At 71.7% G+C, this 21,298-nt stretch carries 18 protein-coding genes; 7 read left to right on the top strand and 11 right to left on the bottom strand.

Features of this window, described 5'->3' with window-relative positions:
- Positions 1-6: 6 nt before the first annotated feature.
- The 5 genes from tal to pgl all read left to right on the top strand — a co-directional run bounded on the left by tal (position 7) and on the right by pgl (position 6,463).
- Positions 7-1,185, top strand: coding sequence for a transaldolase (gene tal / locus GA0070607_RS21840; protein ID WP_089022006.1), 1,179 nt, complete (start codon positions 7-9; stop codon positions 1,183-1,185).
- Between the two features lie 76 nt (positions 1,186-1,261).
- Complete coding sequence (locus tag GA0070607_RS21835) at positions 1,262-2,911, top strand: glucose-6-phosphate isomerase (protein ID WP_089019862.1); 1,650 nt, start codon at positions 1,262-1,264, stop codon at positions 2,909-2,911.
- Positions 2,912-2,913: 2 nt separating this feature from the next.
- Positions 2,914-4,464 (top strand): glucose-6-phosphate dehydrogenase, encoded by a 1,551-nt coding sequence (gene zwf, locus GA0070607_RS21830; protein ID WP_089019861.1) that lies wholly within the window; start codon positions 2,914-2,916, stop codon positions 4,462-4,464.
- 55 nt (positions 4,465-4,519) lie between these two features.
- Entirely contained in the window at positions 4,520-5,536 is a 1,017-nt protein-coding gene (locus GA0070607_RS21825; protein WP_089019860.1) for a glucose-6-phosphate dehydrogenase assembly protein OpcA, read from the top strand.
- A gap of 156 nt (positions 5,537-5,692) precedes the next feature.
- Positions 5,693-6,463: a 6-phosphogluconolactonase gene (gene pgl, locus GA0070607_RS21820; RefSeq protein ID WP_089019859.1), complete on the top strand. Its 771-nt coding sequence runs from the start codon at positions 5,693-5,695 to the stop codon at positions 6,461-6,463.
- 72 nt (positions 6,464-6,535) lie between these two features.
- Here the strand turns inward: pgl and GA0070607_RS21815 are convergent, their stop codons facing one another.
- From GA0070607_RS21815 to rapZ, 8 genes are all read right to left on the bottom strand, one after another.
- Complete coding sequence (locus GA0070607_RS21815) at positions 6,536-6,877, bottom strand: RNA polymerase-binding protein RbpA (protein WP_089019858.1); 342 nt, start codon at positions 6,875-6,877, stop codon at positions 6,536-6,538.
- A gap of 138 nt (positions 6,878-7,015) precedes the next feature.
- Positions 7,016-7,276: a preprotein translocase subunit SecG gene (gene secG / locus GA0070607_RS21810; protein ID WP_089019857.1), complete on the bottom strand. Its 261-nt coding sequence runs from the start codon at positions 7,274-7,276 to the stop codon at positions 7,016-7,018.
- Between the two features lie 95 nt (positions 7,277-7,371).
- Positions 7,372-8,163 (bottom strand): triose-phosphate isomerase, encoded by a 792-nt coding sequence (gene tpiA, locus GA0070607_RS21805; protein WP_089019856.1) that lies wholly within the window; start codon positions 8,161-8,163, stop codon positions 7,372-7,374.
- Complete coding sequence (locus tag GA0070607_RS21800; RefSeq protein ID WP_089019855.1) at positions 8,164-9,363, bottom strand: phosphoglycerate kinase; 1,200 nt, start codon at positions 9,361-9,363, stop codon at positions 8,164-8,166.
- On the bottom strand, positions 9,360-10,364 hold the full coding sequence (gap, locus tag GA0070607_RS21795) for a type I glyceraldehyde-3-phosphate dehydrogenase (RefSeq protein WP_089019854.1): 1,005 nt from the start codon (positions 10,362-10,364) through the stop codon (positions 9,360-9,362). Before gap ends, GA0070607_RS21800 begins: the two co-directional genes overlap by 4 nt.
- Before the next feature lie 262 nt (positions 10,365-10,626).
- The gene (whiA, locus tag GA0070607_RS21790; protein ID WP_074312802.1) at positions 10,627-11,607 is read right to left on the bottom strand and encodes a DNA-binding protein WhiA; all 981 of its coding nucleotides are present in this window, start codon (positions 11,605-11,607) and stop codon (positions 10,627-10,629) included.
- A gap of 54 nt (positions 11,608-11,661) precedes the next feature.
- Complete coding sequence (locus tag GA0070607_RS21785) at positions 11,662-12,696, bottom strand: gluconeogenesis factor YvcK family protein (RefSeq protein ID WP_089019853.1); 1,035 nt, start codon at positions 12,694-12,696, stop codon at positions 11,662-11,664.
- Positions 12,693-13,625, bottom strand: coding sequence for an RNase adapter RapZ (gene rapZ / locus GA0070607_RS21780; protein WP_231930116.1), 933 nt, complete (start codon positions 13,623-13,625; stop codon positions 12,693-12,695). The genes GA0070607_RS21785 and rapZ overlap by 4 nt, the downstream gene beginning before the upstream one ends.
- A gap of 174 nt (positions 13,626-13,799) precedes the next feature.
- Here rapZ and recQ point away from each other — a divergent pair, with 174 nt between their 5' ends.
- Positions 13,800-15,653: a DNA helicase RecQ gene (recQ, locus tag GA0070607_RS21775; protein ID WP_089019852.1), complete on the top strand. Its 1,854-nt coding sequence runs from the start codon at positions 13,800-13,802 to the stop codon at positions 15,651-15,653.
- A gap of 68 nt (positions 15,654-15,721) precedes the next feature.
- On the opposite strand, the gene GA0070607_RS21770 is transcribed toward recQ, so the two are convergent.
- Entirely contained in the window at positions 15,722-16,381 is a 660-nt protein-coding gene (locus GA0070607_RS21770; RefSeq protein WP_089019851.1) for a C39 family peptidase, read from the bottom strand.
- 583 nt (positions 16,382-16,964) lie between these two features.
- Here GA0070607_RS21770 and GA0070607_RS21765 point away from each other — a divergent pair.
- A complete protein-coding gene (locus GA0070607_RS21765; RefSeq protein WP_089017243.1) occupies positions 16,965-18,227 on the top strand; it encodes an ISL3 family transposase in 1,263 nt (420 codons plus the stop codon).
- A 335-nt stretch (positions 18,228-18,562) separates the two neighbouring features.
- Here the strand turns inward: GA0070607_RS21765 and uvrC are convergent, their stop codons facing one another.
- Positions 18,563-20,563, bottom strand: a complete 2,001-nt coding sequence (uvrC, locus tag GA0070607_RS21760) for an excinuclease ABC subunit UvrC (RefSeq protein WP_089019850.1) — start codon at positions 20,561-20,563, stop codon at positions 18,563-18,565.
- 113 nt (positions 20,564-20,676) lie between these two features.
- The gene (locus tag GA0070607_RS21755; protein WP_089019849.1) at positions 20,677-21,162 is read right to left on the bottom strand and encodes a Rieske (2Fe-2S) protein; all 486 of its coding nucleotides are present in this window, start codon (positions 21,160-21,162) and stop codon (positions 20,677-20,679) included.
- Positions 21,163-21,298: the final 136 nt, after the last annotated feature.

The raw sequence follows: 21,298 nt of genomic DNA, 5'->3' as shown, positions 1-21,298 counted from the left end.
GACGGCATGACGGACAGGCTGAATGAGCTCACCGCCGCGGGTGTGGCGGTGTGGCTGGACGATCTTTCCCGGGTACGCCTGAGCTCCGGCGGGCTGGACCAGCTGCGGCGGGAGAAGCGCGTCGTCGGGGTCACCACCAACCCGACGATCTTCGCAAAGGCGCTGAGCGACGCCGACGAGTACAACTGGCAACTGCGCGACCTCGCCGCCCGTGGGGTGGACGTCGAGGAGGCCGTACGCATGCTCACCACGTACGACGTGCGGTGGGCCTGCGACGTGATGCGCCCGGCGTACGACCAGAGCGCCGGCGTCGACGGCCGGGTCTCCATCGAGGTGGACCCGCGGTTGGCGCACGAGAGCGACCGGACGGTCGCCGAGGCCAAGGCGCTGTGGTGGCTGGTCGACCGGCCCAACCTCTTCATCAAGATCCCGGCCACCGAGGCGGGCCTGCCGGCGATCACCGCCACGCTGGCCGAGGGCATCAGCGTCAACGTGACCCTGATCTTCGGTCTGGACCGCTACTCGGCGGTGATGGAGGCGTTCCTGGCCGGCCTGGAGCAGGCCAAGGCGAACGGTCACGACCTTTCCACCATCGGGTCCGTGGCGTCCTTCTTCGTCTCCCGTGTCGACTCCGAGGTCGACAAGAGGCTCGAGAAGATCGGCTCCGATCCGGCGAAGGCGCTCAAGGGCAAGGCGGCCATCGCCAACGCCCAGCTGGCGTACGAGCGCTACAGCGAGGTGTTCTCCTCCGACCGCTGGCAGGCACTCGCCGACGCCGGCGCGCACCCGCAGCGGCCCCTGTGGGCCTCCACCTCGACGAAGAACCCGGACTACCGGGACGTCATCTACGTCGAGGAGCTGATCGCCCCGGGAACTGTCAACACCATGCCGGAGGCGGTCATCCACGCGTACGCCGACCACGGTGAGACCCGCGGCGACACCATCAGCGGCTCGTACGACGCGGCCCGCGAGGTCTTCACCCAGCTGGAGTCGGTCGGGGTGGACATGGCCGACGTGATCGCGACCCTGGAGCGCGAGGGCGTGGAGAAGTTCGAGGCCAGCTGGCAGGAGCTGCTCGACGGCGTCCGCAAGTCGCTGGACGCGGCAGCCGCCGGCAAGGGCTCCCCCAACGCGGCCGCCAAGGGCAACGCGAAGGCCGCCCAGCAGGCCGGTGGTAACGCATGAGCGAGCGGAGCGAGCGAAACAGCAGGCTCAGTGTCCGGGAGTCTCGTGCTGCCGCCGCGCGAAGCGGGGCGGCAGCATGAGCGACTTGTTGGCCGGGCCGGTGGAGGCCGCCGCCGGGCTCGCCGTGTACGGCGCGGACGCTGTCGACAAGTCCGCACCCGCCTCGACCCGGGACGCGCTGGTCAGGGCCGAGGTCCCGGGCCGGCTGGCAGCCAAGGACCCGAGCCTGTGGGGGCCGGACGCCGAAGCCGAGGCGAAGATCCGGCTCGGCTGGGTGGACACCCACCGGCGTAGCCGGGAGCTGCTGGCACAGCTTGCCGAGTTGACCGCGGAGCTGGCCGACCTGGACCACGTGGTACTCGCCGGCATGGGTGGCTCGTCGCTGGCCCCCGAGGTGATCGCCCGCACCATGGGCCGGCCGCTGACGGTGCTGGACACGACCGACCCGGGCCAGGTCCGGGCGGCGCTGGGTGACCGGCTGGAGCGCACCGTGGTGGTGGTGGCCAGCAAGTCCGGCTCGACGGTGGAGACGGACAGCCACCGACGCGCCTACTGGCAGGCGTTCCTGGACGCCGGGATGACCGAGGCGGAGGCCGGTCGACACTTCGTCATCGTCACCGACCCCGGCTCGCCGCTGGAGGCCACCGCCACCGAGATGGGCGCGTTCACCGTGCTGGCCGATCCGAACGTGGGCGGCAGGTACTCGGCGCTGACCGCGTTCGGGCTGGTGCCCTCGGCGCTGGCCGGGGTCGAGGTGACGGAGCTGATCGACCAGGCCGACGAGCTGGCCGCGTCGCTCGCCGGGGATCGGGACAATCCGGCACTCGCACTGGGCGCCGCGCTGGGCGCCGCCGCCACGCTGGCCCGGGACAAGGTCGCACTGATCTCCGACGGCACCGGCATCGAGGGGTTCGGCGACTGGGCCGAGCAGTTGATCGCCGAGTCGACCGGCAAGGCCGGGGTGGGCATCCTGCCGGTGGTGGTGGAGTCTCCACAGAGCGCCGGCGCCACCGGCCCGGACGTGCTGACCGTCAGCTACGGCGGCGCACTGGCCCCCGGCGACGCACCGGGCGGCGGAGCCAACCCGGACGTGGCCGTCAACGGCCCACTCGGCGCGCAGTTCCTGGCCTGGGAGTACGCCACCGCCGTGGCCGGGGTGGTGCTCGGCATCGACCCGTTCAACCAGCCGAACGTCACCGAGTCCAAGGAGAACACCAACAAGATCCTGGCCTCGGGCCTGCCGGCGGAGACGCCGTCGTTCACCGAGGGCGCGATCGAGGTGTACGCGCCGCAGGGTGCCCCCGGTGACCTGGCCGGCGTGCTGCGCTGGCTGCTCGACGGGATGGGCGACGACGGCTACCTGGCGGTGATGGCGTACCTGGACCGGTTCGCCGACGCGGACGCGGGCCGGCTGCGTACGCTGCTGGCCGAAGCGTCGGGCCGGCCGGTCACCTTCGGTTGGGGGCCACGGTTCCTGCACTCCACCGGCCAGTACCACAAGGGCGGCCCACAGGTGGGCAGCTACCTGCAGGTGACCGGCGCGGTCGCCGAGGACCTGCCGGTGCCGGGCAAGCCGTACACCTTCGGCGAGTTGCAGGCGGCGCAGGCCGCTGGCGACCGGGAGGCCCTCGTTGGCCGGGAGCGGCCGCTCCTGCGGCTGCACCTGACCGACCGGGCCGCCGGCGTCGCCCAACTGCTCGACGCGGTCGGTGAGCTGCGGGCGTGAGGATGGACGACGTGACGCAAGCGGAGCGAGGAGGCGGCGTGAACCCGCTACGCGACCCGCAGGACCGCCGGCTGCCCCGGATCCCCGAGCCGTGCGCTCTGGTGATCTTCGGGGTGACCGGCGACCTGGCCCGCAAGAAGCTGCTCCCGGCGGTCTACGACCTGGCCAACCGGGGGCTGCTCCCACCTGGTTTCGTGGTGCTCGGCTTCGCCCGCCGCGACTGGGGCGACGGCGACTTTGAGACGTTGGCCTGCGAGGCGGCGCGCAAGCACGCGCGTACCCCGTGGCGGGACGAGATCTGGGCACGACTGGCCGGCAACATCAAGTTCGTCGGCGGGTCGTTCGACGACGACGCCGCCTTCGACCAGCTCGCCACGACGCTGGACGAGCTGCGGCAGAGCCACGGCATCGCCGGCAACGCGGCGTTCTACTTCTCCATCCCCCCGGCCGCGTTCCCGGTCGTACTCAAGCAGCTTGCCCGCACCGGAATGGCCGACAACGAGAAGTCCGGCGGCTGGCGCCGGGTGGTGGTGGAGAAGCCGTTCGGCAACGACCTGCCCTCGGCTAAGGCGCTCAACGACCTGGTCGACGACGTCTTCACCCGCCAGGACGTCTTCCGGATCGACCACTACCTGGGCAAGGAGACGGTCCAGAACATCCTCGCCCTGCGGTTCGCCAACAACCTGTTCGAGCCGCTCTGGAACTCCAAGTACGTCGACTCGGTGCAGATCACGATGGCCGAGGACGTCGGCATCGGCAGCCGCGCCGGCTTCTACGACACCGTCGGCACCGCCCGCGACGTACTCCAGAACCACCTGCTCCAGCTCCTGGCCCTGGTGGCGATGGAGGAGCCGACCAGCTTCGACGCCGACGAGATCCGGACCGAGAAGCTGAAGGTGCTCAAGGCGATCACCCTGCCCAAGGACGTGGCCCGGGACACCGTGCGCGGCCAGTACCTGCCGGGGTGGGTCGGCGGTGAGCGCGCGGTCGGCTACCTGGAGGAGCAGGGCGTCCCCGGCGACTCCACCACCGAGACGTACGTGGCGGTGCGGCTCGGCATCCAGAACCGCCGCTGGGCCGAGGTGCCGTTCTACATCCGGGCCGGCAAGCGGCTGCCCCGGCGGGTCACCGAGGTCGCCATCATGTTCAAGAAGGCGCCGCACCTGCCGTTCAACGACGCCGACATGGAGTCGCTGGGCAACAACCAGCTGGTCATCCGGGTGCAGCCGGACGAGGGCGTGGTGCTCAAGTTCGGCTCCAAGGTGCCGGGCACCACGATGGAGGTCCGCGACATCGCGATGGACTTCCAGTACGGCGAGGCGTTCACCGAGTCCAGCCCGGAGGCGTACGAGCGGCTGGTGCTGGACGTGCTGATCGGCGACCGCACGCTCTTCCCGGACGCGGCGGAGGTCGAGCAGAGCTGGCAGGTGATCGACCCGCTGGAGCATGCCTGGGCGGGCACCAAGCCGGAGCCGTACCGCTCCGGCGAGTGGGGGCCGCGGGCAGCCGACGAGATGCTGGCCCGCGAGGGCCGCGCCTGGCGGCGCGCGTGAGCGAGCGAACCAGCGGGCACACGAGCGGGCGCGGCGAGCACACCAGGAGGCTCCAGTGATCGGGCTGTGGGACACCACCGGCAACGAGGTGGTCAAGGCGCTCGCCGCCGAGCGGCGCAGCGCCGGCGGGGTGGCCAGCGGCATGGCGCTCACCCTCATCGTGGTGGTGGACGAGAAGCGGGTGCGGGAGGCGGAGGCGGCGGCGACGATCGCGGCGGCCGCCCACCCGTGCCGGCTGGTGGTGGTGGTCCGCTCCGAGATCGAGCGGGACCGCAACCGGCTGGACGCGGAGATCGTGGTCGGTGGCCGGCTCGGCCCGTGCGAGGCGGTGGTCACCCGGATGTACGGGCGGCTGGCGCTGCACGCCGAGTCGGTCGTGATGCCGCTGCTGGTGCCGGACGTGCCGGTGGTGACCTGGTGGCACGGCGAGCCGCCGGCCGAGATCGCCACCGACTTCCTCGGCGTCGTCGCCGACCGGCGGATCACCGACACGGCGCAGGCCGCCGACCCGGTGGCGGCGCTGCGGCAGCGGGCCCGGGACTACGCCCCGGGCGACACCGACCTGGCGTGGACCCGGATCACCCCGTGGCGGACCCTGGTCGCCGGGGCGTTCGACACCACCGAGGCGCGGGTCACCGAGGCGACCATCGTGGCGCCCCCCAGCGACCCGACGGCGGAGCTGATGGCCGGTTGGCTGGGCAGCCGGCTCGGCATCACCCCGCGCCGGGTGGCCACCGACGAGTTCCCGCGGATGCGGGAGGTGGAGCTGACCTGCGCCAACGGCGACCATCTGACGCTGACCCGCGAGGACAGCATGGCGGTGTTCCGGCGGACCGGTCAGGACGACCGGGCCCTGCCGCTGGTGCGTCGGCCGCTCGGTGACGAGCTGGCCGAGGAGCTGCGCCGGCTGGACGCCGACCAGGTGTACGCGGAGGCGTTGGGCGCGACCGCCGGGCTGCGTGGCCTGGAGCAGCGCCCGCCGCAGCGGGTGCACGTCTGGAAGGATCCGGCCACCGCACAGCGCGCCGAGGCGGGGATCACCGCCCACGCCGGCACGAGCGGCGAGCGCTGAGCCCGCCGGCGACCGAGGCACCACATGGGGCAGGGCCGGGTGAGCCTTGTCCCTGCCCCGGGACCTCCGGGGCACCCCGCCCCGCCACGTCCGGGCACCGGCCCGGGCACGACGCGACAGCGACCGCCCCGCGGTCGGGAAACGAAGGCACAACCAATGAGTGAGGCGAGTGTCGCCGTCCACGCCGACGCCGATCTGCTGGCGCAGGCCGTGGCGGCCCGGCTGCTGGTGAAGCTGCTCGACGCCCAGGCCGACCGGGGCGAGGCCTCGGTGGTGCTCACCGGCGGGCGGATCGCCGCGGCCGTGTACCGGGCGGTGGCACACCTGCCGGCCCGCGACGCGGTGGACTGGTCCCGGGTCGACGTGTGGTGGGGCGACGAGCGGTTCCTGCCCGGCGGCGACCCGGAGCGCAACGAGACCCAGGCCCGCGCCGCCCTGCTGGACGTGGTGCCGCTGAACCCGGCCCGGGTGCACCCGATGCCCGCCTCCGACGGCCCGGCCGGCAACGACCCCGAGGCGGCCGCCGCCGCGTACGCCGAGGAGCTGGCGCGCGCCGCCCGCCCCGGGCACGCCGTGCTGCCGCACTTCGACGTGCTGATGCTGGGCGTCGGGGAGGACGGGCACGTCGCCTCGATCTTCCCCGAGCACCCGGTGCACTACGAGAGCCGGCCGTGCAGCGCGGTGCGGGGCAGCCCGAAGCCGCCGCCGGTGCGGACCACGCTCACCCTGCCGGCGATCAACACCGCCGAGGAGGTCTGGCTGGTGGCCGGCGGCGCGGACAAGGCGCGGGCTGTGGGTATGGCGCTGGCCGGGGCCGGGCCGGTGCAGTTGCCGGCCGCCGGGGTGCACGGCGTGGGCCGTACCCGCTGGCTGCTGGACCGGGCGGCGGCAGCCGACGTACCGGCCCGGCTGCGCAGCCTGCGCTGAGCGCGCCGCGCGCCCCGCGCGGAAGGAAGGGCCCCTTATTAACGCGTACGCGTTAATAAGGGGCCCTTCCTTTCATTCGCCCCGGCGGCGGCGCAGCGCGTCGAGCGCCTCGGCCAGCAGCGCCTCGCCCTCCTCGGCGGTACGCCGCTCCTTCACGTACGCCAGGTGGCTCTTGTACGGCTCGGCGCGGGCCCGCCCGGGCGGGTTCTGCGCGTCCTGCCCCGCGGGCAGGCCGCAGCGGGGACAGTCCCACAGCGGCGGCGCCACGGCGTCCGCGGCGATCCGGATGCTGGTCCGGTGGTCGTTGCGGCACCAGTAGGTGACGTCCTGTCGGGGGGCGGGAGGGTGTCGCTCGTCCGGACGGACCGGTGCGGACCCGATCCGGGCGCCGCGGATGACATTGCCACTCGGCACGGCTGCTCGCTCCTGTCGTCGGAGGGACCCGCCGTCTTCAGGGGTGGGCGGCGGGCGACGCGGTGCAGCGGAGAAAAGCCTGCGCGCGGCCCGTCTGGTGACGGACCGCGCGCAGATTGTACGACTTTACGGGCCTGCTCAGGCGCCGCTGTTCATCTGGAGCCGGAGCCAGAGCCCCAGCCCGATGATGGCGGCGAACCAGACGACACTCACCAGAACGGTGTAGCGGTCCAGATTCTTCTCCGCCACGGAGGAGCCGGCGAGGCTGGAGCTGACGCCACCGCCGAACATGCTCGACAGACCGCCGCCCTTGCCGCGGTGCAGCAGGATGAGCAAGGTGAGCAGGACGCTCGTGATGATCAGCAACACGATCAACGTGTATGCGAACCAGATCGGCATGGCTGGGGTCAGTCCTCTCGTAGCGATCCTCGCCCGGTCTGATCGGGCACGGCGGCACCGACCGGCGGACGGGCGGGGTCAAGGATACCGAGCGATCAGCGGGCGATGTGCTCCGGGAACCGGCAGATCTGCGCGAATTCCTCCGCGTCCAGGCTGGCGCCACCCACCAGGCCCCCGTCCACGTCCGCCATCGCCATGATCGTGGCGATGTTGGACGCCTTGACCGAGCCGCCGTAGAGGACCCGGACCTGGTCCGCGGTGTCCTGGTCGAAGCGCACCGCCAGCCGCTGACGGACCGCACCGCAGACCTCCTGTGCGTCGTCCGGCGTCGCGGTCTTGCCGGTACCGATCGCCCAGACCGGCTCGTACGCGATCACCACCTGCCGCACCTGCTCGGCGGTGAGCCCGGCGAGGCCACCGTCGAGCTGATCGGAGCAGTGCGCCACGTGGCCGCCCTGCTCGCGGACGTCCAGCCCCTCCCCCACGCACAGGATCGGGGTCAGGCCGTGCGTCAGCGCCGCCTTCACCTTGGCGTTGACCAGCGCGTCGTTCTCGTGGTGGTAGGCCCGCCGCTCGGAGTGCCCGACGACGACGTACGAGCACCCGAGCTTGGCCAGCATCGGGCCCGAGATATCCCCGGTGTACGCGCCCGAGGCGTGCGGCGAGAGGTCCTGCGCGCCGTACCCGATGAGCAGCTTGTCCCCGTCCACCGCCGTCTGCACGGTGCGCAGGTCGGTGAAGGGCGGCAGGACGACCGTCTCCACCTCGGTGAGCTGCTTCTCGGTGAGGCTCGCGGCCAGCTTCTGCACCAGCAGGTTGGCCTCGAGGTGGTTGAGGTTCATCTTCCAGTTGCCGGCCATCAGTGGCCGGCGGGTGGTGCTCGCCATTCAGTTCTCCAGGGCCGCGATGCCGGGGAGGGTCTTGCCCTCGAGGTATTCCAGGGAGGCGCCGCCGCCGGTGGAGATGTGCCCGAAGGACGTCTCGTCGAGGCCCAGCGCACGGACCGCGGCCGCGGAGTCGCCGCCACCGACGACGCTGAACGCGTCGGCCTTGGTGATCGCCTCGGCGATCCCCCGGGTGCCCGCCGCGAACGCCGGCATCTCGAACACGCCCATCGGGCCGTTCCAGAAGACCGTCTTCGCCTGGGACAGCGCGGCGGCGAAGCCGGCCACCGTCTCCGGGCCGATGTCCAGACCGAGCCGGTGGCTCGGGATGCCGTCGACGCGGACCGTGTCGTGCGCGGCGTCCGGGGCGAAGGCGTCCGCGACCACCACGTCGACCGGGAGCATGATCTTGCCGGCGGCCCGCTCCAGCAGGTTGCCGCAGGTCTCGACCATGTCCTTCTCCAGCAGCGAGGTGCCCACCTCCAGGCCCTGGGCCTTGAGGAAGGTGAAGCACATTCCGCCACCGATGAGCAGCCGGTCGACAGTGGGCAGCAGGGCCTCGATCACCGCCAGCTTGTCGGAGACCTTGGACCCGCCGAGCACCACCACGTACGGCCGCGCGGGGTCACTGGTGAGCGTGGAGAGCACCTCGACCTCACGCAGCACCAGTCGGCCGGCCACGTGCGGAAGCCGCGCCGGCACGTCGTACACGCTGGCGTGCTTGCGGTGCACGGCACCGAACGCGTCGTCGACGTACGCGTCGCCGAACGCGGCGAGCTGGTCGGCGAAGGCGCCCCGCTCGGCGTCGTCCTTGCTGGTCTCACCGGCGTTGAAACGCAGGTTCTCCAGTAGGGCGACCTGGCCGTCGGCCAGGCCCGCGACGGTGGAGCGGGCGGAGTCACCGACCGTGTCGGTGGCGAAGTGCACCGGCGCGCCGAGCAGCTCACCGAGCCGCCCGGCGACCGGACGGAGGCTGAACTGCTGGTCCGGCGTGCCCTTCGGGCGACCCAGGTGCGAGCAGACGACCACCTTGGCACCGGCCTCGACCAGCGCGCCGAGGGTCGGCAGCACGGCGCGGATGCGCCCATCGTCGGTGATGGCACCGGTCTGCTTGTCGAGCGGGACGTTCAGGTCGGCGCGCACCAGCACGCGCCGACCCGACACCCCCTCGGCGAGCAGGTCGTCGAGGGTACGGATGCTCACAGCGACGAACCCACCAGCTTGACCAGGTCGACCAGGCGGTTGGAGTAACCCCACTCGTTGTCGTACCAGCCGACGACCTTGACCTGGTTGCCGACCACCTTGGTCAGCGGCGCGTCGAAGATGCACGACGCCGGGTCGGTGACGATGTCGGTGGAGACGATCGGGTCCTCGTTGTAGACCAGGATGCCCTTGAGCGGGCCGTCCGCGGCGGCCTTCAGCGCGGCGTTGACCTCGTCCACGGTGGTCTCGCGACCCACGTTGACGGTGAGGTCGGTGACCGAGCCGGTCGGGATCGGCACCCGCAGGGCGTACCCGTCGAGCTTGCCCTTGAGCTCCGGCAGCACCAGGCCGATCGCCTTGGCGGCGCCGGTGGAGGTCGGCACGATGTTCAGCGCGGCGGCCCGCGCCCGGCGCAGGTCCTTGTGCGGGGCGTCCTGGAGGTTCTGGTCCTGGGTGTACGCGTGGATCGTCGTCATCAGACCGTGCTGGATGCCGAACGTGTCGTGCAGGACCTTCGCCATCGGCGCGAGGCAGTTGGTGGTGCACGAAGCGTTGGAGATGATGGTGTGCTTCGCCGGGTCGTAGGTGTCGTGGTTGACACCCATGACGACCGTGACGTCCTCGTTCTTCGCCGGGGCGGAGATGATGACCTTCTTGGCCCCGCCGGCGATGTGCGCCTTGGCCTTGGTGGCGTCGGTGAAGAAGCCGGTCGACTCGATGACGACGTCGGCGCCGACCTCGCCCCACGGCAGCGATGCCGGGTCCTTCTCGGCGTACGCCTTGATGGTCTTGCCACCGACGGTGATCTCGTCGGCGGTCGCCTTGACCTCGTAGGGCAGGCGGCCCAGGATGCTGTCGTACTTGAGCAGGTGGGCGAGCGTGGCGTTGTCGGTCAGGTCGTTCACCGCCACGACCTCGATGTCGGCGTCGGACGCCAGCACTGCCCGGAAGAAGTTACGGCCGATCCGGCCGAAGCCGTTGATGCCAACCCGGATGGTCACAGGTCCCATCTCCTCGCGTTCTGGTCCGCCGGCTTCAGACAACGGGCCGGCGGAGTGGTGTGCGCCGACCGTTGGAGCCGGCCGTTGACGGTTCATCTCGGCACCCCGCCGCGGTCTGAGGACCTGACCGCCCGAGGCGGTGGGCACGACGAGGAGTGCCTGTGTCGGCCCCCTTGCCGTACGCAGCGACCATATCCGAGCGTGCGCGGCCACGCTGCGCCGGGTGGTGTTCCCGGGCGCACCGTGCGGCCCCACCGTCCTATCAGACCACGAGCATGTCGGGCGTGACGGCTGCTTCGGTATCCGGGATGCCGAGGTCCCGGGCCCGCTTGTCGGCCAGCGCCAGCAGCCGGCGGATCCGCCCGGCGATGGCGTCCTTGGTCAACGGCGGCTCGGCCAGCGCGCCCAGCTCCTCCAGCGACGCCTGCCGGTGCTCCAGGCGCAGCCGACCAGCGTCGGTCAGGTGGTTGGGCGCCTCGTCGGCGAGGATCTCCAGCGCCCGGGTCACCCGGGCGGCGGCGGCCACAGCGGCGCGCGCCGAGCGGCGCAGGTTGGCGTCGTCGAAGTTGGCCAGCCGGTTGGCGGTGGCCCGTACCTCACGGCGGACCCGGCGCTCCTCCCAGGCCAGCACGCTGGAGTGCGCGCCGATCCGGGTGAGCAGCGCCGCGATGGCGTCACCGTCCTTGACCACCACCCGGTCCACCCCGCGCACCTCGCGGTTCTTGGCGGTGATCCCGATCCGGCGGGCCGCGCCGACCAGCGCCAGCGCCGACTCCGGCCCCGGACAGGTGATCTCCAGCGCGCTGGACCGGCCGGGCTCGGTGAGCGAGCCGTGCGCCATGAACGCACCCCGCCATGCGGAGACCGCGCAGCAGACGTTCGCCGCCACCACGTGCGGGGGCAGCCCACGCACCGGCCGGCCGCGTACGTCCAGCAGGCCCGTCTGCCGGGCCAGGGCCTCGCCGTCCTTGACCACCCGCACGATGAAGTGGCTGCCCTTGCGCAGCCCACCGGAGGCCAGCACGTGGATCTCGCTGGGGTAGCCGTAGACCTCGGCGATCTCCCGGCGCAACCGCCGGGCAACCGCCCCGGTGTCCAGTTCAGCCTCCACCACCACGCGGCCGGAGACGATGTGCAACCCGCCCGCGAAGCGCAGCAGCGCGGCCATCTCCGCCCGCCGGCAGCAGGGCTTGGGCACGTCGACCCGACTCAGCTCGTCCTTGACCGCGGCCGTCATCGCCATTGTGCGTCCCCTCACGGACCTGTTCCGGCGTGTCGCCGGAGATTACGTACGTGTCTAACGATCGGCGCCCAGGACAGGCACCAGCGCGGCGCCCAGGGCAGCCGGATCATGGCGGGGAGTCCCGTCGACAACGGCGACGGGGGCGAGGACCAGGCGGGCACCCAGCGATTCTGCCGCACGTTCGACCGGTTCGGGGTCACCCACCGCCTTGGCGTCGGCCAGCACAAGATCCACCTTGAGCTCGGGAAGGTACCAGTGCAGCGCCGCGAGGTGATCGGCGACGGAGAGCCCGAGGGTCTCCTTCTCCGCGGCGAGGTTCAGGGTGACCAGTCGCCGGGCCGGGCTGGACACGATCGCGTCGGCCAGCTGCGGCACCAGCAGGTGCGGCAGCACACTGGTGTACCAGCTGCCCGGCCCGAAGATCAGCCAGTCCGCCGCGCCGATCGCGGCCAGCGCCTCGGCGCAGGCCGCCGGGGCGGTCGGGCTGAGCCGCAGCGACTCGACCCGCCCGGTGGTGACCGCCACCTGGTGCTGGCCGCGTACGGTGCGCACCTCGTCCGGCACGGCCGGGTCGGCGCCCCGCACCTGGGCCTCGATGCCCACCGGTTCGCGGGACATGGGCAGCACCCGGCCGACCGCCCCGAGCATGGCACCGGCGTGCTCCAGCGCGGCCACCGGGTCACCGAGCAGCTCCATCAGGCCGCAGAGCACCAGGTTGCCGACCGCGTGCCCCGCCAGCCCGTCGGCCCGGGCCGCCGCCCGGCCGGCGCCACCGTCGGGGTCACCCGCCGCCGGGGCCGCGAACCCCGGTGCGTCCGCCGGCGCGGCGGCGAAGCGGTGCTGGAACAGCCCGGCGCTGCGGCGCGTGGCGGGATGGTCGCCGGCCAGCGCGACAAGCGCCTGCCGCAGGTCGCCGGGGGGCAGGCCACCCCGCTCGGCGCGCAGCCGGCCGCTGGAGCCACCGTCGTCGCCGACCGTGACCACCGCGGTGATGTCCAGATCAAGTTCGGGAGCGCAGTGGCGCAGCGCACGCAGCGAGGCGGAGAGACCGTGCCCGCCGCCGAACGCCACCACCCGGCGGGCCGTCATTCCCGCCCCAGGTCGCGGTGCTGGGCGTTGGCCGCCAACCCGGACTGGCGCAGCCGTCCGGCCAGCTCCTCCGCGATGGCCACGCTGCGGTGCTTGCCGCCGGTGCAGCCCACCGCGACGGTCAGGTACCGCTTGCCCTCCCGCTCGAAGCCGGCGGTGGTGGCGTTTACCAGGTCGGCGTACGAGGCGACGAAGGCGTCGGCGCCCTCCTGGCCCAGCACGTACGCGCTGACCGCCTCCTCCCGCCCGGTGTGCTCGCGCAGCTCCGGCACCCAGTACGGGTTGGGCAGGAACCGGGCGTCCAGCACGAAGTCGGCGTCCGGCGGCAGCCCGTACTTGAAGCCGAACGACAGCACGGTGACCCGCAGCCGGCGGGCGTCCTCGCCGCCGAACAGTTCCTCGATGCGCCGGCGGAGCTGGTTGACGTTCAGGTGGCTGGTGTCGATGATCACGTCGGCCTGGTCGCGAGCCTCCTCGAGCAGCCCACGCTCCACGGCGATGCCGTCGGCCAGCCGTCCGTCGCCCTGCAAGGGGTGCGAACGCCGGACGCTCTCGAACCGCCGGATCAGGACCTCGTCGTCGGCGTCGACGAAGACCACCCGGGGTGAGAAGCCGCGCTCCTTGAGCTCCCGGATCGCCCCAACCAGGTCGGTGGAGAAGGCGCGCGAACGGACGTCCAGCACCATCGCGGTACGCCGTGCCGCGCCGCCGGCCTTGAACGCCAGTTCGGCCATGTCGAGCATCAGCGCCTGCGGCAGGTTGTCCACCACGTAGTACCCGACGTTCTCCAACGCCCGGGCGACCGTGCTGCGGCCGCCGCCGGAGAGCCCGGTGACCACCACGAGTGTGGTCTCCGACTCGGCCGTCGGCTGCCCGTCGATGGCCTCCGGGACGTCGATCCGGTCACTGGCTGTGCGCGCCTCGCTCACCCGTACCCCCAGCCGTGGCGCCGCGGCCGCCATCGGCCGCGATTGGTCAATCAGCGACTCTATCCCGCCGCCCGGCCGTGGTCGGGCACCCGTCACCGGTCGGCCCGGCCCGGCGGTCCACCTGTCCGGGTGCGTCGGGCGGGCGCTGTCGGGGTGGGCTCGTAGACTCCGCGGATGGCTTCCCCCACCGACCTGCGTACCGAGGACGCGCTGCCGGTGCTGCGCCGGGTGTTCGGCTACGACGCCTTCCGCGGTTTCCAGCAGGAGGTGATCGACCACGTGGTGGCCGGCGGTGACGCGCTGGTGTTGATGCCCACCGGCGGCGGCAAGTCGCTCTGCTACCAGATCCCGGCCCTGGTCCGCGAGGGCGTCGCGGTCGTCGTGTCCCCGCTGATCGCCCTGATGCAGGACCAGGTGGACGCGCTCACCGCGGTCGGCGTGCGGGCCGGCTTCCTCAACTCGACCCAGAGTCTCGAGGCCCGGCGCCGGGTCGAGGCGGCCTTCCTGGCCGGCGAGCTGGATCTGCTCTACCTGGCCCCGGAGGCGCTCGGCGTGCGGTCCACCCTCGCCCTGCTCGACCGGGGCCGGATCGGGCTGTTCGCGATCGACGAGGCGCACTGCGTGTCCCAGTGGGGGCACGACTTCCGCCCCGACTACCTGGCGCTGTCGATGCTGCACGAACGGTGGCCGGACGTGCCCCGGATCGCGCTGACCGCCACCGCGACCAGCGCCACCCGCACCGAGATCGCCGGCCGGCTCAAGCTCGACGACGCCCGGCACTTCGTGGCCAGCTTCGACCGGCCCAACATCCAGTATCGGATCGTGCCCAAGCGCGAGCCCCGTAAGCAGTTGCTGGCCCTGCTGCGCGATGAGCACCCCGGCGACGCCGGGATCGTCTACTGCCTGTCCCGCGCCTCGGTGGACAAGACGGCCGAGTTCCTCACCGCCAACGGGATCGCCGCGCTGCCCTACCACGCCGGCCTGGACGCGGCCACCCGCGCCGCCAACCAGCAGCGCTTCCTGCGCGAGGACGGTCTGGTGATGGTGGCCACCATCGCCTTCGGCATGGGCATCGACAAGCCCGACGTCCGGTTCGTCGCGCACCTCGACCTGCCCAAGTCGGTAGAGGGCTACTACCAGGAAACCGGCCGCGCCGGCCGGGACGGGCTGCCGTCCACGGCCTGGCTGGCGTACGGGCTCCAGGACGTGGTCCAGCAGCGCAAGATGATCGAGACGTCCGACGGCGACCTCGCGCACCGCCGCAACCTGGCCGCACACCTGGACGCGATGCTCGCACTCTGCGAGACGGTGCGCTGCCGGCGCGTCCAGCTGCTCGAATACTTCGGTGAGCCGGCAACGGCCGCCTGCGGCAACTGCGATACCTGCCTCAACCCGCCGGAGTCCTGGGACGGCACTGTCGCCGCACAGAAGTTGCTCTCCACAGTCTTCCGTCTCGACCGCGAACGCAACCAGCGGTTCGGCGCCGGGCACTGCATCGACATCCTGCTCGGCAAGCAGACCGACAAGATCAGCCAGTACGGCCATGACGCGCTCACCGTCTTCGGCATCGGCACCGAGCTGAGCGACGCCGAGTGGCGGGGCGTGGTCCGACAGTTGCTCGCCGAAGGGCTGCTCGCCGTGGAGGGCGACTACGGCACGTTGGCGCTGACCGAGGCGAGCGCCGAGGTGCTGGGGCGTCGCCGCACCGTGACGATGCGCCGCGAACCGGAGAAGCCCGCGTCGAGCCGGTCGACGAAGCCACGCGGTGCGGCCACCGTGGTCGCGGACCTGGGCCCGGCCGCCACTGCGGTCTTCGAGCGGCTGCGCGGCTGGCGGGCGGCCACCGCCAAGGAGCAGGGCGTCCCGGCGTACGTGATCTTCCACGACGCCACGCTGCGGCAGATCGCGAGCGACGCCCCTGGCTCGCTGGCCGAGCTGTCCCGGGTCAGCGGGGTCGGCGAGAACAAGCTCGCCAAGTACGGCGAGCAGATCCTGGCGGTCCTCGCCTCCGACGCCGCCCCGGCCTGACGCCGAACTGGGCATGACGAAAGGGCCGGGCCCCTGGTGGGGTCCGGCCCTTGTCGGTGCTGTCTGGGTCAGCTGGTGGCGTAGCCGCGGGTGGCGATCCAGTCGGCGAGGTGTTCGATGGTGACCTCGTAGGAGGCGGTGTTGGCATCGGCGGAGTCGGCGATCTTGACGATGTTGCCGCCGTCGCGGTAGCCCACGACGCTGATGTAGTGCCCGCCCTCGAAGGAGTGCATCGCGCCGTCGGTGTCGACGCTGGTGCCGGCGATGTTCGCGACCACTGCCCGGCCGTCGTTGACGGTGCGCACGACGTCGGCGCGCAGGGTGTCGGTCTGCTTGTCGTCAGCGTTGGGGCTGCTGATCTCGACCGAGTGGTAGGCGTTGTTCTTGCCGGTCTCCTTGTTCAGCACCGGGGTGATGTCGTTGATGGAGTTGGTGCCGGCCTCGGTGGTGCCCATCTCCTTGGCCATGGCGTCCACGCTGATGTCCTTGCCCTGCACGGACAGGGCGTTACGCGTGGCGGCGGGGCCGCAGTAGTAGAAGTTGGGCTGCGCCTCGTAGCGCACGCCGAGCTGACGCTCACCGGCGGGCTTACGGTCGCTCTGGGTCTGGGTGGTCGGCTTGGCGTCCGACGCGGCGTAGGCGGCGGTGACGGGGCCGGCGATGGCGCCGCCGGTGAACGCGAGGCCGGCAGCGGTCAGGGCGGTCTTGCGGATCAGATCGGTACGCATGATGGCGTGCTCCTCTGCGATGGGGGATACGCGTGACACCCCAAGCGGGGGCGGGTGTCGCACGGGAAGTTCGAAAAGGGGATCTGCCCGGCGGCCGGGGGGCCTGCTCGGGTGTCCGGGGGATGTAACCGCGGCGGGCCGGCGGGTGTTCCCGGCGGCTGCCGCACCAGTGCCCGGCGGGGGCGCGGTGATCTGCCAGGTATAACCACCCCGCCCGGCCCCCGATTCCAGCCCACGGGTGGCCCCGACCACAGGACGCCCACCCCGAAACCGGACACCGGCACCCAGCCGTGCCCACCGCGAACCGGACAGTCAGGTCGTCGAGGCTTCAACCCGGCGGGCTCCACGGGGGCGCACTTCCCGGACAGTGCTGTGCGGCGTGGCCACAACCTGCCGCGAGGTCGCGACCGCGTTGCGGGCGGGCCGGGGGCCAGTAGGCATGCGAGCCCGATACCTGTGAGGCATAAATATGGGTCTTGTGTCGTGTCTGTGGGTGGTTGGGCGCGTCGTTTGTGGCGCACGCCGTTGTCCTGCCTAGGTTCTGGCTTGTCGAAGGTCAGAACTGGATGGGCGGGAGAACGGCGTGCGTTCTGCCAGGGTATGGGCTGTGCTGCTCGGGGTCGAGCAGGCGGTGGTGGAGGGTGTGGAGTTCGATCCGGTCGAGTCGGTGGTGGTGGCTCGGGTGCGGGTGCGTAAGGGCGCGTCGCGGCGGTGTCCGCATTGCGGGCGGCGGTGTGCGCGCTATGACGCCGGGGTGCGGCGTCGGTGGCGGACGTTGGATCTGGGTGTGGTGCGGGCGGTGGTCGAGGCGGACGCGCCGCGGGTGTCGTGTCCGGTGCATCAGGTGGTGGTCGCGGCGGTGCCCTGGGCTCGTCATGGGGCGGGGCATACGCGGGCGTTCGACGCGACGGTGGCGTGGCTGGCGGTGCACACAGCGAAGTCGGCGGTGTCGCAGGTGATGCGGATCGGGTGGCGCACCGTCGGGGCGATCGTGGCCCGGGTGTGGGCTGACACCGGTGGCCTTGAAGACCGGTACGACGGGTTGCGTCGTATCGGCATCGATGAGGTCAGCTACAAGAAGGGCCACCGGTATCTGACGGTGGTCGTCGATCACGACACGGGTCGGCTGGTGTGGGCGGCGCCGGGCAAGAGCGCAGCCACGTTGCAGGAGTTCTTCGACCTGCTCGGTTCTGATCGGGCCGCGAAGATCACGCACGTGTCGGCTGACGGCGCGGACTGGATCACCACGGTCGTGCGTCGCCGCTGCCCGAACGCGGTGCGCTGCGCCGATGCGTTCCACGTCGTGGCCTGGGCCACTGACGCCGTGGATCGGGTTCGCCGCCAAGCCTGGAACGAGGCCACCGGGCGTGGGGCAGGCCGTCGCGGCGTCGCTGTCGGCGCGGCCCGGCAGTTGAAGAACACCCGCTGGGCGTTGTGGAAGAACCCGCAGAACCTCACCGACGCCCAGCACGCCAAACTCGCCTGGATCGCCAAGACCCATCCCCGCCTGCACCGGGCCTGGGCGTTGAAGGAAGGCCTACGACTGGTGTTCACCCTGGCCAAGACCAGCCCGACAGCGGCGGTCGAAGCCCTCGACCGGTGGATCGGATGGGCCCGACGCAGCCGCATCGACGTCTTCGTCGACCTGCAACGACGCGTGACGCGTCACCGCGACGCCATCGTCGCGTCCATCGAACACGGCCTGTCCAACGGCCGCATCGAGTCCGTCAACGCCAAGATCCGCCTGATCACCCGGATGGCCTTCGGCTTCCACTCACCCGACGCCCTCATTGCCCTGGCCATGCTCAGCCTCGGCGGCCACCGACCCCAACTACCCGCAAGATGATCACCAACGACCCACTAACTCGACACAAGACCCATAAATATGACTCTGAGGTATCACGCTCTCCGGCACGGATGCCGCCCGCGTCGACAACTCGCTGTGCGCCGTCGAGCCACTCGTCCCGCCCACCGCGAGCGCGCCGGCCAGGGCCGTTGAAACCTGTCTGTGGCACTTCCGACGCCTCGTCCGGGTCAGCGCAGGCTGATCGACTCGGTTTCGCTGAGATCGGGGCATCCCCGGCGCCGGGACACCGCGATATCAGCCCCCGGGGACGGGCGAGGACGCGCGCCCACATCTGGGGCAGCTCGACAGGGAGCGCGGGGATGCGGCCGGCCGACTCACGAGCTGGGGGTGGCCTCGGCGCCCTCGTCGGCCCTCGTGGTGCCCTTGCTGAGGGCGGCCAGGATCGACTCGGCGGTGCGCCGGCCCACCCCGGGCACCTCGGTGATCTCCTCGACGGTGGCGGCGGAGAGCCGCTTGAGCGAGCCGAAGTGCCGCAGCAGCGCCTTGCGCCGCACCTCGCCCAGGCCGGGCACATTGTCCAGCGCCGACTCGGTCATCCGCTTGGAACGGCGCTGCCGGTGGAAGGTGATGGCGAACCGGTGCGCCTCGTCGCGAATCCGTTGCAGCAGGTAGAGCCCTTCCGAGGTGCGCGGCAGGATGACCGGGAACTCGTCGTCCGGGAGCCAGACCTCCTCCAGCCGCTTGGCCAGCCCGCACAGCGCCACGTCGTCGATGCCGAGCTCGGCGAGGGCCTGGGCGGCGGCGGCGACCTGCGGCGCGCCACCGTCGACGACCACCAGCTGCGGCGGGTACGCGAACTTGCGCGGCCGGCCGGTGGTCGGATCGACCAGGATGCCGACCTGCGGCTCGTCGATGTCACCGAGGCCACCCGGTGCGGCCGGATCGTCGGCCGGCTCGACCCCCGCCTCGCCAGTCTCCGCCCGCGCGTCGAGGTAGCGGGCAAAGCGGCGGCGCAGCACCTCGGACATCGCGGAGAGGTCGTCGGTCGCGCCCCGGACGATGAACCGCCGGTACTCGCTCTTGCGGGGCAGCCCGTCCTCGAAGACCACCATGCTGGCCACCACGTCGGTGCCCTGGATCTGGGAGATGTCGAAGCACTCGATGCGCAGCGGCGAGGTGCGCATGCCCAGCGCCTCGCTGATCTCGTCCAGGGCCTTACCCCGGGTGGTCAGATCACCGGACCGCTTGAGCTTGTGCCGGGCCAGCGCGTCCTTCGCGTTGCGCTCCACCGTCTCCATCAACGAGCGCTTGTCGCCACGCTGCGGCACCCGCAGCGAGACGCGGCTGCCACGGTGGGTGGAGAGCCAGTCGGCCAGCGCATCGGCGTCGGCGGGCAGCTCGGGCACCAGCAGCTCGCGGGGCACGTCGGCCTCGCCATGCTCGCCGCCGTACACCTGGGTGCAGAAGTGGTGCACCAGGTCGCCGGTGGTCAGCTCCTCGGTCTTCTCCACCACCCAGCCGCGCTGGCCGCGGACCCGGCCGTCGCGGACATGGAAGACCTGCACGGCCGCCTCGAGCGGGTCGTCGGCGAACGCGACCACGTCGGCGTCGGTGCCGTCGCCCAACACCACGGTCTGCTTCTCCATCGCCCGGCGCAGGGCGGCCACGTCGTCGCGCAGCCGGGCGGCCCGCTCGAACTCCAGCTGCTCGCTCGCCTCGGTCATCTCGCGTTCGATCTTCCGAACCATGGAGTCGGTGCGCCCGGCCATGAAGTCGCAGAAGCCGTCGACGATGGCCCGGTGCTCGTCGGCGGAGACGCTGCCGACGCAGGGCGCCGAGCACTTGCCGATGTAGCCGAGCAGACAGGGCCGGCCGACCTGGCCAGCCCGCTTGAAGACCCCGGCGGAGCACGTCCGGGCCGGGAACACCCGCAGCAGCAGGTCGAGGGTCTCCCGGATCGCCCAGGCGTGCGAATACGGCCCGAAATAGCGCACGCCCTTGCGCTTCGCGCCGCGCATCACCTGGAGCCGCGGGTACTCCTCATCGAGGGTGACGGCCAGATAGGGGTACGACTTGTCGTCGCGGTAGCGGACGTTGAACCGCGGGTCGTACTGCTTGATCTCAGTGAACTCCTGCTGGAGCGCCTCGACCTCGGTGCCGACGGTGATCCAGTCCACCGACTCGGCGGTGGTGACCATCTGTCGGGTGCGCTCGTGCAGGTTCCAGATGTCGCCGAAGTAGGAGTTGAGCCGGCTGCGCAGGTTCCTCGCCTTGCCGACGTAGATCACCCGACCGGTGCCGTCGCGGAAGCGATAGACCCCCGGGGACTCCGGGATGGTGCCGGGGGCGGGACGGTAGGTCGAGGGGTCAGCCACACTCCGAGACTAGCCGCCGGCCCTGACACCCCAGATCGTCCCCGCCGACCATTGGGGCGACAGCGACACCGCCCGGGCGAACCACGCAATACACGTCATTTCAGCGCCGATGCCTAGGCGAACGAAATCTGGTCGCCGACCACCTTGACGGGCTTCGAGGCCAGCGGCGCGGTAGCCGGCCCAGCCTTGACCGATCCGTCCTCGATCGAAAACTTGCTGAAATGGCATGTGCAGTTGATGGTGCCGCCGTCGACGTTCGACACGGGACAACGCTGGTGCGTACAGATAGGGTCGAACCCCTTGAACTGACCCGGGCTCGGCTGGGTGATCACAACACCCTCGGCCGCGAGGACCTTGCCGCCGCCCACCGGGATGTCGGCGGTGCTGGCCAGCGACTGGGCGCCCTGCCGATCGCCGCCGCCGGCGTCACCGGTGCTGGGCACCGCCGGACCGCCGCTGGTCGGGGCCGCGCCTCCGTCGCCGGTGTCGTCACTGCCACAGGCAGCCAGAACGACGGCCGCGCCCGCCGCCCCGACACCGGTGAGCAGGGCCCGACGGGTCTGCGTACCCGGACCGGTCAGCGCCTGATCGTCGCTCATGCCTCGCCTCTCTCTAGGCCGCTGTGCCGGTCCCGATCTCCCGGCCACACAGGTCAACACGAGCAACTGTGCCGGATGGTTCACGGTGGCACGGCCTCGACCCAGGAAATGGGAACGCCGGCGATGCCCGATGGGC

Origin of the sequence: Micromonospora coriariae, assembly GCF_900091455.1 — a bacterium.
Taxonomy (GTDB): Bacteria; Actinomycetota; Actinomycetes; order Mycobacteriales; family Micromonosporaceae; genus Micromonospora; species Micromonospora coriariae.
The sequence above is the reverse complement of the archived record's forward strand: the minus strand, read 5'-3'. Positions and strand labels throughout refer to the sequence as shown.